General features: G+C 56.8%; 12 protein-coding genes and 2 pseudogenes. 4 read left to right on the forward strand and 10 right to left on the reverse strand.

The features are described 5' to 3' along the window. Positions 1-60: 60 nt before the first annotated feature. On the reverse strand, positions 61-1,152 hold the full coding sequence (locus ACZZ0O_RS05945; protein ID WP_463590245.1) for an ATP-grasp fold amidoligase family protein: 1,092 nt from the start codon (positions 1,150-1,152) through the stop codon (positions 61-63). Between the two features lie 467 nt (positions 1,153-1,619). On the opposite strand from ACZZ0O_RS05945, the gene ACZZ0O_RS05950 reads away from it, so the two are divergent. After that, entirely contained in the window at positions 1,620-2,273 is a 654-nt protein-coding gene (locus ACZZ0O_RS05950; RefSeq protein ID WP_463590246.1) for a glutathione S-transferase family protein, read from the forward strand. A gap of 131 nt (positions 2,274-2,404) precedes the next feature. Continuing rightward, a pseudogene (locus ACZZ0O_RS05955) lies at positions 2,405-3,116 on the forward strand (hypothetical protein). 75 nt (positions 3,117-3,191) lie between these two features. On the opposite strand, the gene ACZZ0O_RS05960 reads toward ACZZ0O_RS05955, so the two are convergent. Further along, the gene (locus ACZZ0O_RS05960) at positions 3,192-3,788 is read right to left on the reverse strand and encodes an NAD(P)H-dependent oxidoreductase (protein WP_463590247.1); all 597 of its coding nucleotides are present in this window, start codon (positions 3,786-3,788) and stop codon (positions 3,192-3,194) included. 182 nt (positions 3,789-3,970) lie between these two features. Beyond that, on the reverse strand, positions 3,971-4,297 hold the full coding sequence (locus ACZZ0O_RS05965) for a nuclear transport factor 2 family protein (protein WP_463590248.1): 327 nt from the start codon (positions 4,295-4,297) through the stop codon (positions 3,971-3,973). A gap of 89 nt (positions 4,298-4,386) precedes the next feature. Here ACZZ0O_RS05965 and ACZZ0O_RS05970 point away from each other — a divergent pair, with 89 nt between their 5' ends. Beyond that, a complete protein-coding gene (locus tag ACZZ0O_RS05970; protein WP_463590249.1) occupies positions 4,387-4,713 on the forward strand; it encodes a winged helix-turn-helix transcriptional regulator in 327 nt (108 codons plus the stop codon). A 198-nt stretch (positions 4,714-4,911) separates the two neighbouring features. Here ACZZ0O_RS05970 and ACZZ0O_RS05975 read toward each other — a convergent pair whose 3' ends face one another. The 6 genes and pseudogenes from ACZZ0O_RS05975 to ACZZ0O_RS06000 form a co-directional block, all read right to left on the reverse strand. Further along, positions 4,912-7,386 carry a helicase C-terminal domain-containing protein gene (locus ACZZ0O_RS05975; protein WP_463590250.1) on the reverse strand — a complete coding sequence of 825 codons (2,475 nt, stop codon included), beginning with the start codon at positions 7,384-7,386 and terminating at the stop codon, positions 4,912-4,914. Positions 7,387-7,790: 404 nt separating this feature from the next. Continuing rightward, complete coding sequence (locus ACZZ0O_RS05980) at positions 7,791-8,009, reverse strand: XAC0095 family protein (protein WP_463590251.1); 219 nt, start codon at positions 8,007-8,009, stop codon at positions 7,791-7,793. A 387-nt stretch (positions 8,010-8,396) separates the two neighbouring features. Beyond that, positions 8,397-10,291 (reverse strand): annotated as a pseudogene (locus ACZZ0O_RS05985) (XVIPCD domain-containing protein). A 20-nt stretch (positions 10,292-10,311) separates the two neighbouring features. Further along, complete coding sequence (locus tag ACZZ0O_RS05990; protein WP_463590252.1) at positions 10,312-10,965, reverse strand: hypothetical protein; 654 nt, start codon at positions 10,963-10,965, stop codon at positions 10,312-10,314. 9 nt (positions 10,966-10,974) lie between these two features. Then, on the reverse strand, positions 10,975-11,346 hold the full coding sequence (locus ACZZ0O_RS05995; RefSeq protein WP_463590253.1) for a hypothetical protein: 372 nt from the start codon (positions 11,344-11,346) through the stop codon (positions 10,975-10,977). 16 nt (positions 11,347-11,362) lie between these two features. Beyond that, complete coding sequence (locus ACZZ0O_RS06000) at positions 11,363-11,893, reverse strand: hypothetical protein (RefSeq protein ID WP_463590254.1); 531 nt, start codon at positions 11,891-11,893, stop codon at positions 11,363-11,365. A gap of 772 nt (positions 11,894-12,665) precedes the next feature. Here ACZZ0O_RS06000 and ACZZ0O_RS06005 point away from each other — a divergent pair. Then, positions 12,666-13,205, forward strand: coding sequence for a hypothetical protein (locus ACZZ0O_RS06005; protein ID WP_463590255.1), 540 nt, complete (start codon positions 12,666-12,668; stop codon positions 13,203-13,205). 6 nt (positions 13,206-13,211) lie between these two features. On the opposite strand, the gene ACZZ0O_RS06010 is transcribed toward ACZZ0O_RS06005, so the two are convergent. Then, positions 13,212-13,658: a hypothetical protein gene (locus ACZZ0O_RS06010; RefSeq protein ID WP_463590256.1), complete on the reverse strand. Its 447-nt coding sequence runs from the start codon at positions 13,656-13,658 to the stop codon at positions 13,212-13,214. Positions 13,659-13,737: the final 79 nt, after the last annotated feature.

The following is a 13,737-nucleotide window of genomic DNA, read 5'->3' on the forward strand; positions in this document are numbered from 1 at the left end:
TGCAGGCATCGCTGATGCGCTGCATCGTCATCGCATCGGTGCTGCGCCTGCGGTCATGCCTCACCGCACCGGCACCCGCATGCCCATGCCATATGCCGGCAATCGCGCTTCTACCGGTGCGCGCCGTTGCACCCACATATCGCCCATCATCCGGTCCAGCCCGCGGTCCAGGCCGGTGACCATGCCGGCGCCGGGAGTGAAGGTGAGTTCGCCGAAATACACCTGCCCCTGCTGGATATACCAATCCACGCGCACGTAATCGAAGTCGCTCGCCAGCACCTTGCTCAATTCCAGCGCCTGCTCCAGCAGCGCCGGTGCGCACGGCGGTGAGCGGCCGTCGTCGCGGATGCGGTGGAACGGCGTGTGCAGGTTGTCCACAAAGAACGTCATCGACAGCTTGGGCGTGTCGAAGCGGCCGTAGATCACCTGCAGCACGTACTGAAACCGACCATCCGGCTGCCGGAACATATGGAACTTGTAATCCACCGGCACCTGCTGCGCGTCGCCGATGTACTGCTCCACCAGAATGCGCGGCGGGATGTTGTGGTAATGGATCTCGCGCTCCATGTCGGAGAAGTCGGTGCGCAGCCAGTCCTTGCAACGCGCCACGATGCGCTGCCGCTGCGCCGCGTCCGGCTCATCGCGCACCACTTCCACCATGCTCGCGCCGTGATTGGCCTTGATCACCGTCTGCTCCCAGCGCGGCAGGCCCAGCAGATCGTCGGGGTTGGCGCTGTCCAGCAGCATCGGAATCAGATGCGCCTGGCCGATCCGCGCCGCCACATACGGCCGCACCGCCACCTTGTCGGCCAGGCGCTGATACAGCGGGTAATCGCCGTGCACGCATTTGCGGTACAGCACTTTTTCGTTGAAGCAGGTCGGGTGGTACAGATTGGGCAGCCGCCCGAACGTGTTCAAGAAATACAGCCGGTCCTGATGCCGCCAGGGCAGCGTCCGCACCAGGCGGCGCGCGCTTTTACGCAACAGGCGCTTGAGGGTGAGGCTGTCTGGCCGGGGCGCGGGTGGCAGGCGCGCTGGCGGGGCATTGCCAAATGGCGTTGCCACGCTGGGGAAAAACCCGGCCCACGCATGCCCTGCAGCACCTCGCGTCCCCATAGGCTGCGTCTGCAAACCAAGTCCCTGATCGATCATAACGACTCTCCTTTCCGGCTATAAATGTGCGTTCCGTCACACAAGTGTGTGATGTAGAGCACGGTATAACGGAGAAGTGAGACGAGGATGGCAAAACGTCTCAATCGGCCTGATTACGCAAAGGCGCAGGCGCTTTACGCCTAAAAACGCCGCGCCAACCGGGCAACCGGGCGCGACCGTTGTGCAGTGCAGAAACGATTCGGGCGGGCCGTGCTGTGCCTGCGGTCGGCGCTGTTAGCGGGCGTTGGCTGGTCGGGCACTTGCTGCCGCCGCCAGGCCGAGGGCAGTTGCCACGGCCATACCAACGCGTAGGAATGCGGCGCTTGCCGCGACCTGTGCGGCGGCAGCGCAGGCGAGGCAGACAACCGATCCACGCGTCATCGAGGCGAGTCACCGTCCGCAGCGGCCGCGCGTCTCCCCGGCGTACGCTATGCCCTCAGCCGCCGGCCACCGGGAGTCTTTCGACCATGACGATCACCATCACCGCGTTCGAGCGCTCGCCCGACGGCGGCAAGGGGCTTGTCCGCGACACCCGTGTGCGTTGGGCGTTGGAAGAAGTGGGCCAACCCTACGCGGTGCGCCTGCTGCCGTTCCGTGCGATCAAGGAACCGGCGCACCTGGCCATCCACCCGTTCGGCCAGATCCCCACCTTCGAGCAGGACGGCTTGGCCTTGTTCGAAACCGGCGCCATCGTGCTACACATCGCCCAGCACCATGCTGGCTTGCTGTCCCACGACCACAACGCCCGTGCCCGTGCCATCGCCTGGATGTTTGCCGCCCTCAACACCGTCGAGCCGCCGATGCTGGAACTGGGCAACGCCCTATTGCTGGAAGCCGACAAACCCTGGATGGCAGAGCGCTTGCCGCTGCTGCAAAAACGCATCAACCGCCGCCTGCAGCATCTGAGCGCCCATCTGGGCGACAGCACCTGGCTGGAAGGCGACTTCAGCGCCGGCGACCTGCTGATGATCTCCGTGCTGATCCGCATCAAACTCACCGGCCTGCTGGACGCCTTCCCCAACCTGCAGGCCTACGTCGCCCGTGGCGAAAGCCGGCCGGCGTATCAACGCGCGTTTGCCGCGCAATGGGCGATCAATGGCGACGGTGGCGCACCGGCCTGATCGCAGGCAGCGTGGCTGCATCGGTCTTGACCACGCAATCGCTGCACGCCAAGGTGCGCATTCGTCAGCAACGCGCAATGGCGGCGATGATGGGCAACTGCCGTCGTCACTGCATCCACAAGGAGAGTGAGATGAAACCGACCAGCATGTTGTTCGCGGCAATCGTTGCAGTGGCCTTGGCCGGCTGCGCACGCGCACAGCAACACACCCAAGCCGATGCCGCATCAACCGCCAGTGCGCCCGGCCGCAACGCACCCGCGGCCAACCGCACTGCCGCATCAAACAACCCAACACCAGCAGCGGTTGCCCATCCAGCTGCAACCGGCGCCGACACAGCGCAGTACCTGTGCGAGCGCGGCGCACACGCGTGCCCAATCAGCAGCCCGTTGGTGGCCAACTCCCAGGCAGAAGCGCAGTGGCTGCTGACCCACGGCTACCCTCGCACGCCGAACGCGCGCGACTGGAGCGCATGGACCTGGCCCAGCTAAAGGCCGAATCGCAAGCAGGCAACAAAGCCGCAACGGTGCTCTACGGCACCAAGACTGCAGTGAGCGGCCGCTTCTACCCAGGCCTGGCGATCTGAGCAAGGCCGCAGCCACCGGAAACCTGTACGCCTACTACGGCCTGGCCGAGGTCTACGCCAGCGACACCGAGCACAAGAACCTGGTGGATAGCGCGGCGTATCTGCGCCTGGCCTACCTGTTGGGCGATGGCAAGGCGTCGTCGGCGATCGCCGCGAAGGGGCTGAGCAGCATCGAAAACGTCGTCGCAGACGAGCGCGCCGCAGGGCTGTACCAGACTTACGCCAAGAACCGGCAACCTTCTCCGCGGCCGTTTGAATAACCCGCTGCGGTGGCAGACACATCGGCTATTGACCACTTGGCTGCAGGATCGCAGCACGCCGCTCCGCAACGTTCGCTACACGCTCTCAGCAAACACCCGCTCACCCACTGCGCGTGCGGTGGCCAGATGCGATTGCGGGAATGCAGGGTCCGGCACTGTCAGCAACTCCGTGGTGCGCACCGGCGCGCCGCAAAAATCGAAGATGCCGTGATTGATCTGAGTCTTCATCGCGCCGAAGTAGCCGTGCCGCGCGTAGGTGCGCTCGTCCGCACCGCCGATCGCCACCACATGCACGCCAAGACGCCCAAGCTTCTTGACGATCTTGCCGTTGGCGTCTTCATCAAACGCCCAGCCCAGCGTAAACACGCGGTCGATCCAGCCCTTGAGCAGCGCCGGAAACGACCACCAGTAAATCGGGAACACCAGCACCAATGCATCCGCGCGATCCAGCCGCGCCTGCTCGGCCGCCACATCGGGCGGCGCTCCGGCCTGCCCCGAAAACAGCGCCACATCGGCCGGCGTAAAGCGTGGGTCGAAGCCTTCCTGCGCCAGGTCCGCCACTTCAAATGTATGCGCCCCGCCTGAGGCCAGCAGCGCTTCGCCAATCTGCGCGGCCACCGCGTGTGTGTGCGAGCGCTGCTCGGGGTGGGCAACAACGATAAGGGCATGCATCAGCTGGCTGGCTCCAAAAGAGAGAGAGGTTGTAGAAGGTGATCGCCTCTGCCGGTGAGTACGCACGCGACGGCGCATCCATCGCGTTGCGGTAGCGCTCGTCATGGCGAAACGTCGTACCGACTGCTGTGGCAGCAGGGCACTTGGCACGTGCTAACGGCGCAACACGCCGGCATGCCTAGTCAATGAATCTGCAGCGCTGCAATCTTGCCGCCCACCAGCTGAAACACGTGCTCCAGCTGCAGCGGGCTCTGCGGGAAATCGCCGGACACCTGCGCGGTGATGCGCACCTGCTCGCCCTGGGTGTGCACGCCAAGCGGCACCGCGCAATACGGCGTGGTGGCCTGCGTCTGTGCCAGCCACGCCGAAATGGCGACAGCGCCACGGTGCTCGCGTCGCTCATCGTGCACCACCGCATCAATGGCAAGGTGCGGCAACAGCTCGGTGGCATCGCCGGTGTTGCTGGCGGCAAAGAAGCAGGCGATGGCGGGGGGCAGGGCAAGCGACATGGCAGCGATGTCCGGTGTAAAGGGGTATGCCATGATCGGTAGCGGCATCACCTGCCGCAAGAACGCACGCAAAGGTAAGTCACGCACCCATGGGAAAGCCGCACACCCCGGACACCGCCGCATGCGATGTCGAAGCCCTGCTCAAACTGATTGAAGGCCGCTGGAAACTGCTGCTGCTGTTCCACCTGTTCGACGGCAAAGTGCAGCGCTACTCGGATCTGGAACGGCTGATTCCCGCCATCTCGCAGAAGATGCTCGCCCAACAGCTGCGCCAGCTAGAGCGCGACGGCCTGGTGCTCCGCACCGTCTACGCGCAGGTACCGCCGCAGGTGGATTACCGCCTCACGCCATGGGGCCAGGCGCTTTGCCCCGCACTGGATGCAATGCTCACTTGGGGCGAGGCGCGCGAGCATTGATTTACGGCGTTATCGCAGTGAACTTCGCGCACCATCGCTGAGAGTCAAAACTTAAGCGCGCTCCTGCAAAACGACGGTGCGCGTTGCATGGGGAAAAGGTCAATAAAAGAATCTGACCCCGTCTCATTCAAAATTTTTAATCACGTACAAGGACACCTATCCACTAAGAAGATGAGTGGCACTCGAACACTTCGATCATTATTTTGAGTTTTGAGCGACAGTGCAAAGAGAAACTATTTTTGGCGCTGATAAACCAAAATAATCCAGCTGCTGCTGAATTTTGTATATATCCCTAAAAGAGCCGTTTGATGAAATAGACACCGAATAATCCAAAATCGCTTTTCGCAGTTTACTTAATCCCTTGCCATTAATTATTCGTATGTCAGGGTGTGGCGTCGCGGCATATTCGAAACTTGTCTTTGGGTGAACAATTATCGGCGTCATAGTACAAGTATTGTCATACTTATCTTTAAACCACACTACTGAACCGTTTAGCTGGTTTGTGTCAGCTTTGCATATCTTTTCTGCAATCACGGCCCCGCTCTTGCACTCGATGACTAGATACTCTAAATCACCAAGCGCCCACATGTTATCCGGACCGCGGCCGACCTTTTCTTCAGGTCTCTCGGAACCGAATCCTAAGAAACTACCCAAGTCGCACATTGCAGCCTCAAATCTTTTTGATCCCTCTTCACCCCAATTCAAGTCGTCTAGCAGGCCGTTTGTCCAAATTGATAGATCATTGCCCTCGAGAAACCTCTTCATAAAAAGTGCTGCCGCCACTGCTTGACCGTCAGCTGGCGCACTAATTTTATTGTATGTAGCTCCCCGAATAGGTTTGAGGAGTCGATTGTTTCTAGCAAGCGAAGCAAGTTGTAGTTCCTGCGCCATGGCCGGATCCGTGTAGTTAGTCTGCTCTGCAAGCAATTGCATAAAGTAACCTTTCTCTTTCTCTTCTTTTGCCCCATCAACTGCGTCTTGAGTATGCTTGACTGCGAGATCTTGCCGACCTATTTGTACCTTGTCGAACGCAGTTCGCAATGAAACTTGGTTTGAATCCAGGTTCGCACCGGGATTTCCGACAGAGTTCACAATCGCGTTACGTCCAGCTTCAACCCATTGATCATCCTGATGAAAACATAAATTTAATATCGGAAGGAGATCCTCAAGCGGCTTTCCTTGGACTTGAATTGAAACCTGTCGACCAAGCTCGATCTGTGCACGTGTTGCAGTAGAGAACATCTCGTCAGATTCCGGTTGGTGAATCCTCTGAGTTAATCGTCCGCCTAACAGTAGTACTACGCAATGGTCGTCACTAGAACGGACTCCTCTTCCCATGCCCTGCTCTATACGCTGAATTTGGCTGACAAGTTGCCTTTTCGTACCATCTAAAACCAGCATCTCGAGCCTTTCGATAAGGCCGTAGACTTCGGGCAAGCCGTCAATCACCAGCATTTCACACGAATTTCCCGGAAGGTCTATTCCGTCATACTTATTAATCAGTACTGTGAGGCCGACATGTCCTTTTTTTAGTTTTTCAACAGATTGCCTTAGATTATCTTTGTCCACGATTTGTGCAGCTACTGTTTTCCAGAATTCCGATCGTGCCTTTGAAGGGACTATGACAACGACATTTCGGCTCTCTGAAACGACTGATATTAGAGATCTTATATCTTCAATCGTATATTCTGGATTGATCTCCTGCGGTGCTAGCACCATTCGATCACCGATGTCCCCGCCGCCCTTGGGCCGGATCGGCTTGGATACTTCCGCAGCTACTGCTTTAAAGTTGCTTACCAATATGGTGTCATCTGCCAGCGTCGCGGTCATATAAATTCGCCGCGCTGCTGAGTCGAAAGACGGGATTCTGTCTATTGGCACAAAACGAGGTGCTATTTCAACATGAGCACCGCCAAAAACACACATGCATTGGGGTATGCAGTCTTTCAACAAAGGCCAGCTCCAACCTATAGATTGAGAGTTCCTCTCTTTGTGAAGTATTCCAATTACCTCTTCGTTCTTTTTCTGCCAAGCCCAGTATGGAACTTGCATCACTACAGCCGAATCACCGGCTTTCAGATCTAAGTAATCGGAAGGGGTCTGCGATTTTAAATCTTCTTCGAATAGTTCAAGTAATTTTTTGTAGATAACATCTTTTGAGTCTGCATTTATTTTAAATTGCGCGTTTACTACAGAGAGACAGGCGTGAGCATCGTCTATAACAACGGATCCAATCGGGATTTTTTTTTCAGCGACCCCAAACACGGAGCGACCGTTAAATAACTTATGCACATTGATGACGAGAATGGACCGTCCTCTGATGAATTCAGGATCTTTCTCGTCGTTAGTGACTGGGATGCCAAGTAATCCAGCCTCCGTAATCACTTGCTCTGCTAGGAATGGTTCGGAAGCGATGTAGACAGCTGGTTTAATTCCCTCATTAAGGGAGCTTTGAAGGCAGAGCAGCCCAACCACAGTTTTACCACCCCCGGTATTCATCTTAATCGTTAGATCTTTGGAGGTTCGTCGCAAGAACCAAGCGTCGAGAACATCCGCTTGTTCATCTAATGGCCGCTTGAACCGAGAATCGCGCTTTAACGTACTAAAAATTTTCCGTGGCTCGATTTGCTTAACCGCTGCTCCATCATTGAGCTTTCCAAAATCAAGTGCCATATTAATTTCCGTTATTAATTTATTTTTGAAAGAATTAGGGTCTGCTAGCGTTGACGAATTAGGCATGACGGTGAAAGCATGACATAGCATCAGCTGCAAGAGCTCTAGGATCTACTAGCCACTTGTAAGCAGGCCATTCCCGGCGCGCGCGATGTACTTGCACATTGATTTGCCAGCGGCAGGGCGCACATTCTGTGCGTTGGCCGGTTGCACGCCTGCGGCAAAGCGCAACACCGTCGTTGCTAGCACGATGCACCGCGATGGTGGCTTTCCTGTCCATGGTATTCCCCCTGTATGCACTGATGCTAGCCCACGCGTCGCGCACGTGGGTGGATCAGGCCGCTTGGTGATCGATACACGCTCGTTGGATCACACGGCAGGCTGCATGCATAGAAGGAAACGTACTACCCAATACCCAAATCGTTTAGCACATCATCCACCTGCTCGGCCAGATGCTGCAGGCAATGCGCCCATTGCTGCAGCGGAATGGCCGGCATACTCATGGCGTCTTCCTCGCGCGTTCGCGGTGTGGCCAGGGTGGCGAGCAGGCGCAGTTGGTCACGCATGCGTAGCAGTTGGTATTGCGTGCCTTCGGACATCCAGTAGCCGGGTTCGTCGTGCATGGCGCATCTCCTTGGCCTGGGACGACTCCCGCTGCACAACGCAGCGGGATGCCGGGAGGCTAGAAACCGCACAAAGCCGGCGGGCTTATTCCCCTTGCGGGTGTTGTATTCGCCGCCCTCCCGGCGCAGAAACGCCGAGCTGTGCTCAGTCTTTCGACCGGACACAAAAAACCCACCAAGTTGTCGGAGGCGGGTGCCGCTTTGTGAGGAGTTTCTAGGCTCCGTGTCGGAGTGTGCGGGGGCCGGTTGGCAGGGTCAAGCGTGCTGTCTGGCGAGGTCTCTTCACCCGCCATGGTCACTGCTTATCGTGCTTACTCGCGCCTGCTCTAGGGTTGCCAGAGATGCCTATGAGCTCAAACATTCGATAGGCCGTGGTGACCTGAAGCGCTACCGCGTGTGCACGCCTTGGCTCGGCTCACTCATCCCTCGCGCCAGGTCCTGCTGTTGGGCGAGTGCTCGTTCCTGGGCGATGGTCTGATTGGCGGCCAGCAACTTCTGGTCAGACTGTTCGACCGGCGTACGGATCGCCTGATCGATGTCCACATGCACGCGCTTGTGCGCAGGGTCATCCAGCCGCCCCTCCACCGCAAACACGTTGCCCGTCTTGCCCATCACTACATGGTCCACGCGACTCAGCGCATTGTCTGCCAGCGACCGGTCGCCGGTACCCGGATAGGCGTCGCGGTTGTCCTTGCACACGGCCAACAGACTGCGGCTAACGCGCTCGCTCATCTCATCGTAGGGCTTGCCCACGCTTTCATCGATCTTGCGCACGCCAGTGCGGATCTGCTCCAGCATGGTGTGGTCGGGGTGTGCGGGATCGTCTGGGCCACGCGGGCCGGCTGCCGCAGGTGCGCTGGGTACTACGGGCACATAGGTATGGTCCTGCGCCGGACTCACGCTGCCATCTTGAGTGTGATCGAAATGGTGCAAGGTGGGCGGCGCGGTGCTGCTGTCGTGATACGGAAACGGCGTCTTGTTTGCGCCTCGGTCCAGGCCTTCGTTCTCGATAAGGTGTTCCTTCAAGCCCAACGCCGCCATATCGATGGTCACCTTCGGGCGGGCACCTTGATACAGCACGTTCGCCTTGTCTTCGGCCTGCAGGATTTGCTCCACGGCCCAAGTGCCGTAGTAGTTGGGGTAGTCCGCAGTGGGCTGCAGTTGCCCAGCCTGATTGCGGTGCTCGCCAATACCCACCGGGCGTTGACCTGGCTGCGCGTAAAGCGGTGAAGGCCGATCAAAATAATGCTGCCCCATCGCCGCGATGTTGCCTGGCGTCTGTGAAAGGCTGCCGTCTTGGTTGAAGGCGAGGTTCGGCTTCGCTATCGCTCCTGCTGGATTCGCAGGATCCCTTGATATGAAATCCATCTGCCTCGTGGTTCGGGCGGCTATCATCAAGTCCAAGCCGTTTGCAGCGGGATTAAGCTGTTCTTGCGGCTCAGCAAAGCATTCCAACCCGCAATCTCTGCCTTCGCCTCATCCTCCCGCCCCGCCTGAATGTACGCCGCCAGCTCATCGGTATAGTCGTGTACCGGGCCGGCGACCTTGGCTTGACGATCAACATTAGCTAAGAATTGTGCTGTTGCTTGATTTTTAGCCTTGTGATTAGAACTGTGTTGTATTTCATGGCCCAAGACGAATGTGAGATCTTGTGCGTTGAAGCGCCCGCCTGGAGTAGAGGGTGATGCCGATTGCAGCCCAATCGTTGGTAGGTTCATGACCTTTTGGTTTCCGTCATACGTCCCTCCAGCAGCTACGTCAGGCCCAACGAACCCAAAGCCTTCAAGTTGAGCTCTTTGCGGCTTACTCTTATCGGATGTATCGATAGTCGTAGCCGCTTTCTTGATTTCGTCAGCAAGATAAGGCGATTTGTTGATACTCGACTGAAGATTGTCGAGCATATCCTGAGTGACAGGATGATAGTTCCTGGCCGAGTCCTGATAGGTACTGTGTGCGAATGACACCGACATCTGTTGAACCTGCAAGACGCTTTTCAAATCGGCTGTTGCGGTAGTACCAGATGGCTGCAAGCTTGCCGCAGGTAGCGTAATGACCCCACTCTGCTTATCGTAGGTTCCTGCCAAATTCGGCTGCGGGTTATTCGCAGTTTGCACAGAAAAACCCCGAAGCTGCCCGGCCTGCGCTTGCTGTTCAAACTGAGCTAGCAACTTGGAATCGGAAGCTAGCGCATTGCGGAGCTGTGTTACTTGGTCCCCACTGACGCCTTGCCCAGCAGAGAACTGTGAGAGCGCGGCTTCTAGCTGTGGGCTTGGCTTCGCCATGTCTTATTCTCCTGAGTGACCTAGCGCCCGTTCAATGTGCCAATCGATTTGACACAAAGTTGCGTGGGTTCGCGGCCATTCAAATTTTGAGGAATTACTGATATGACGATATTCCCCCCGGCGCCATTCTTAGATAGCTTTGTATAGCGCCAATCTTCTAACTGACCAATCGGACCGTACGTGGGCGACGCATCAAAACCCATTGCTCGGAGTGCTTTGTCGTAATGATTGAAATCCAGCCCGCAAATCGCAGACATGTTTGCCATATAATCTGCACTGTTTTGAAATGTCAGATCGACCCCTTTTAACAAAGAAGGGGATTCAGGCACGTAAGTAAAGGCATATCGCCACCCATCTGCCAGATCGATGCTCCAGTATCCCACCGCCAGTTTTCCTGGGTCTGGCCTCCTAAGCGTGATTCCCATGACTTCCCGAATGCGTTCAGGACTTAGGTCATCACGAGAGTCCAGCCCCTCGATCAGCTTCAAGAACCGATCACCGATCTCCTCAACGCTTAGCGTAATTTTGTCGGCCGTGACGGCCTCAGGCAAGGTCATGTCAGCGTGTTCCTTCGCAAGCGGCTTCAGGGGTTGGGATGCTGTATGCGCGCAAGCGCCTAATGCAGGCACAAGGAGTGCGGTTAGGAAGAGCAGGGCGACTCGGGAGAAGCGCATCAGCGGATCCTAAGAGATGAATTGTTGAGCATAGAAGGCTGGATAAGGATTAGCTACCAAGCCGGCATGAAGTCCTCGCAGTGGCAAACTCATGATCCTGTTGCTGCCGCCGTAAGTACCTTCAGCCGCTACACCAAGCCTTAGGAAGCCAGAGTCCTCAAACTGTGCTCTCCCCTGGCTATACGGGTAAGATTGATCGATCTGAGTCGCGGACTTTTTGAGCTCGTTGGCTAAAAACGGTGAGGCATTGATGGTTGACCGCCGATTGCCTGTCATATCTTTTGCAAGCGCACCACGCAACTGGGCAACTTGATACTGGCTTACACCAGAACCAGCAAACTGGGCTAACGCCGCTTCAAGTTGTGGATTCGGAGTCGCCATCAGCATCCATCCTTGATTAATTCAATGTACCAACTGATTTGACGCAGAGCCTACCAGGCGAACCAGGTATCTCATTCTGTGGAACCATCGAGATAATAATATCGTTCCCACTCCCGTCCTTCGCAAATTTGGAAAGCCGCCAACTTTGCAATTGGCCTACTTCACCGTATACGGGAGAATCGATGAACCCGGCGGTTATCAGCGAATTCTTGTAATTCTCAAAATCAACGCAATTGCTTTCTAGGCTGGAATAGTCATCACCTTCGTTAATGAAGGATAGGCTTATTCCCTGTTTCAGAGAGGGAGACTCGGGGGTGAGCTCTAATGAGTAGCTCCAACCACTGCCAAGCGCCTGGCCATATATATATGACTCAAGATTTTCGGAAGGGAAGGAAACTTTTCTTAGAGACACCCCGGTGACTTCGAGTATCCGCTCAACGGTCAGATCTTTTCTGGATTGCAAACCTTCTAGCAACTTCAAAAACTTTTCAGCGATCTCAAAAGCGCTAAGCGTGGGATTGACCATGGAGATCTCAGGCGTCGTCATTGCGCGTGGCTCTTCTGGAAGTCGCGAGGTTGGATTGGTAGTCGTATGCGCGCATGCACATAGCGAGCATATGCAGAGGACGAAGAATGAGAGTAGCGCAACTTTGGTAGGTCTCATCAGCAATTCGTCCGTACGGGCTAGTGATCATACTTTAGCAACTTGGCAGTGCCATCAGCTATTTCGCGTGTCTAGTTCCTACTCGTGAAACAGCTGCCTTTGGATGACATGATTCATCGACATGAACTATGGAACTTGGAAACTGCCGATAAGCTGTGATTAGCATGAAGTTGATCTCGCGATGCGCTTGAGTTGCCTAACAGAGACCCTGTCGCCCAGGTAACCGCTTCATAACGTCCCGCAGAATGTTTGTGCGCCGCACACATCTGCTCCTCTTAATGACCAAGCATCTTCGTCAAAAAAAGGGTGGGAGATTTGCTCTCTTGGCTGACTCGCTCCGGGGCAGGTACAGCGACGTTAGTGATGCTAACTCTCGCTGTCAACACATACGTTTTCCGAAAGCGCATCGCTCACTCCAACGTCTATGCGCGCCACAGTGAAAGAAATGGGCAATTCACTGCGTGGCTGTCTTCGCCCACACTTCGCGCTCGCGCCGCTGCGCTGACTCTAGCGCTTTAACTACAAACAACGCGGCGAGGTTCACTTATCCACCCTGCTTACCTTGAGGTAGGATCACAGTCAGTTTCTTTCAGCCCGCCACGTCCTGACGAGCTGTTCGATGTGACGTAAGGGGGCACTGGTACCGAGAGTAGTCGTGAAAATTCTTAACTCGCTGTTGGATAGGCTGGACAGCATCAGTTCCTTTGCGATGCTCTGCGTAAACTCTGCACTGTGCGCCCTTGTACTGCTCGCACATGGGGGCGCGCTGCTGTTGGTGAGTACCGGCAAGGTGCCGGAGATGGCGCAGGAGATTGCGTTTGCCTATGTGTCTGTGCCTGCCGTGATCGTTGCGTTGGCATTCTCGGTGCTGGCCTTCATTCGCCGGGAAAAGCTTGGAACCGTGCTCAAAGTCCATGCTGTGATACTCATGGGCTTTGCTGCTTACATGCTTTATTTTGGTCTTGACGTAGTCTTCAATGGCGTGCCACGTGGCGACAGATTCAGCTGGGATCCCACTTTCTTCGCGGTTTTGCTGGGATATCCGTTCTTGCTGATCAAGCGGGCATTCCCGTGGTCAGGGTTTAACCGTACGCCACTGCGCTTCGCTCCGGTGCTAGCGGTGGGGATTTCATTTCTGATCAGCGCCGCCGTTTCCTGGCGGATGTTGGCCTTGTTCAGAGCTGGCGGAGAATAGGTTCACCTATCCACTCTGACACCGCTGCCACCCACCCGCAGCAGCCGACACCTGCTCCCATCCATTGCGCAGCCGCTTCATCGCTTGCCCGCCCACGCAGGCGTAACCCAGCTGTTTGGCCTCTGCCGTGCCAAGGCCCGGTAGCGCAATGATGGAATCCGACGGAGCGGGGCGCCCTTGGTTGCGCGCCTCGTTACGCAGCATCATGTTCTCGATGCTCTGGCAGTAACGCACCATGCCCGGATGCGGGTGTGCGCGGTGCTGCTCGCAATTGAAGGGCGTGGTGTCGCGCGCCATGGAGTTGTACGGTTGCCGCGTTGGCGGGATGTACTTGCTGTTCGTCTTGCCCGTGGCTGAGCGCATGCTCTGTGCCGGCGCGCCTTGTGCGCACGCGAGCATGCACAGCGCTGTCAGCGCAAGCGCGACACGGCGCGCGATGGTGATCCTGTCCATGGTGTTCTCCCCGGTCCGCAGCGATCCTAGCCCACGCGTTGCATGCGCGGGTGGTTCAGTCCGCTTGGTACTCAGGGCC

This window comes from Xanthomonas sp. AC360, from assembly GCF_979258225.1.

What these genes read in the sequence shown, in the direction of transcription:
- ACZZ0O_RS05945 (WP_463590245.1), bottom strand. Translation starts at nt 1,152, where the DNA reads ATGATCGATCAGGGACTTGGTTTGCAGACGCAGCCTATGGGGACGCGA.
- ACZZ0O_RS05950 (WP_463590246.1), top strand. Translation starts at nt 1,620, where the DNA reads ATGACGATCACCATCACCGCGTTCGAGCGCTCGCCCGACGGCGGCAAG.
- ACZZ0O_RS05960 (WP_463590247.1), bottom strand. Translation starts at nt 3,788, where the DNA reads ATGCATGCCCTTATCGTTGTTGCCCACCCCGAGCAGCGCTCGCACACA.
- ACZZ0O_RS05965 (WP_463590248.1), bottom strand. Translation starts at nt 4,297, where the DNA reads ATGTCGCTTGCCCTGCCCCCCGCCATCGCCTGCTTCTTTGCCGCCAGC.
- ACZZ0O_RS05970 (WP_463590249.1), top strand. Translation starts at nt 4,387, where the DNA reads ATGGGAAAGCCGCACACCCCGGACACCGCCGCATGCGATGTCGAAGCC.
- ACZZ0O_RS05975 (WP_463590250.1), bottom strand. Translation starts at nt 7,386, where the DNA reads ATGGCACTTGATTTTGGAAAGCTCAATGATGGAGCAGCGGTTAAGCAA.
- ACZZ0O_RS05980 (WP_463590251.1), bottom strand. Translation starts at nt 8,009, where the DNA reads ATGCACGACGAACCCGGCTACTGGATGTCCGAAGGCACGCAATACCAA.
- ACZZ0O_RS05990 (WP_463590252.1), bottom strand. Translation starts at nt 10,965, where the DNA reads ATGCGCTTCTCCCGAGTCGCCCTGCTCTTCCTAACCGCACTCCTTGTG.
- ACZZ0O_RS05995 (WP_463590253.1), bottom strand. Translation starts at nt 11,346, where the DNA reads ATGGCGACTCCGAATCCACAACTTGAAGCGGCGTTAGCCCAGTTTGCT.
- ACZZ0O_RS06000 (WP_463590254.1), bottom strand. Translation starts at nt 11,893, where the DNA reads ATGACGACGCCTGAGATCTCCATGGTCAATCCCACGCTTAGCGCTTTT.
- ACZZ0O_RS06010 (WP_463590256.1), bottom strand. Translation starts at nt 13,658, where the DNA reads ATGGACAGGATCACCATCGCGCGCCGTGTCGCGCTTGCGCTGACAGCG.